The 1,346-nt window shown below is 46.6% G+C and carries 1 protein-coding gene and 1 pseudogene; one reads left to right on the top strand and one right to left on the bottom strand.

The features are described from left to right. Positions 1 to 478, top strand: a 478-nt coding sequence (locus ACS8FD_RS14745) for an AEC family transporter (RefSeq protein WP_439276408.1), incomplete at its 5' end; no start/stop codon positions are given. A gap of 398 nt (positions 479 to 876) precedes the next feature. Here the strand turns inward: ACS8FD_RS14745 and ACS8FD_RS14740 are convergent. After that, positions 877 to 1,346 (bottom strand): annotated as a pseudogene (locus tag ACS8FD_RS14740) (hypothetical protein); the annotation flags it as partial.

Genomic DNA, 1,346 nt, shown 5'->3' with positions numbered 1-1,346 from the left:
AGCCAGTGTGCTGCTCGGTATTGGCAAAAACTTCACTCGTAATCCGCTGATCATTGCTTTGGTGGTCAGCGTGATCTTTTCTATCTTTAGTCTGCCTATACCGCAAGTGGTTGCTCAGACTGCGCAAATACTTACTGGCGCGGCGGCTCCTGTTGCACTGTTTGTGATCGGTATGAGCCTGTATGGACTGGAGCTTAGAGGCGACTTACCAAAAATCACTACGGTCGGCTTGGGTAAGCTGATACTACATCCGCTGATGATTCTGCTGGCTATTACCTTAATTCCGGGCGGTACGCTAGAAGGTAAATATGTAGCGATGCTGTTTGCTGCCGCGCCGACATTTTCGACCATCGCTATCATTGGTCAGTATTATGGCTTGGTCAATCGTATGTCGGCTATCGTCATCGTCTCTACCATCGGCTCGTTCTTTAGTATGAGTGCGGTGCTAATTTATTGGCAGATGACGGTGGGGTTTTAGGGGGTGTTTTGCATGAAGATAAAGGAAAGGTTTTAGAGGAAGGTAGAATCTAAGGTTTACATTAACAAGAGTGACTTAATGTAATTCAAATATTTTGTACTGGTGTCAAATGCATATTTACAACCATAAAAGTAACAAGCTCCCTTTATAGTTAAAACTGTATTATTTGACAATCCGCAAATTTCGTACCGTCCAAACCAACCCTCTAAACAACTATCGCTAATATGCTCAATTTAAATAGCAAAAACCCCGCAATTGCGAGGTTTTTTGGCTTAGTCAGGTATAGATATACTGATGGTAACGACTTAGCTCCGGCAGTATAGACTAATCCGTTAAACAAAAGCTTTATTTTGTCTAGAGTTGAAAGTTATAGCTGTGCCAATATTATCAAGTTAGTATTAACGCGCTGACTTGTAATAGTCAACGAGCATCGTACCTAACGTGCCATTGTCATCAATAGTGACTATTCTGACCGTACCTGACTGTGACTCGGTACTAGACTGCACTTGTCCGGCAGTACCTAAGACGACTTGGTTGTTGCCTGCCGCCATTGCTCCATTGCCGATAGCGATACTGTTCATACCGCCTGCCATAGATTTATTCCCTACGGCGACCGAGTTTTCCCCTTGTGCTGCTGCTGCCTCACCCACTGCGGTAGAGCGTACGCCGCTCGCATTGGCGATATGACCAAAGGCTTGAGCGCGTTCGGCAGTGGCTTTAGATTGCCAACCGATAGACGTTGAGCCGAGACCCGCAGCGTTGGCCTCACCACCAACAGCCGTGGCTGAGTTGAGTCCTGCATTAGCTTTATTACCGATGGCAACGGTATCATTGGTGCCGCCAGCGGTTGCCGCTTCACCCACCGCAG

The sequence above is a fragment of the Psychrobacter sp. 1U2 genome (assembly GCF_051847575.1).
This window is presented reverse-complemented; position numbering and strand designations above follow the sequence as displayed.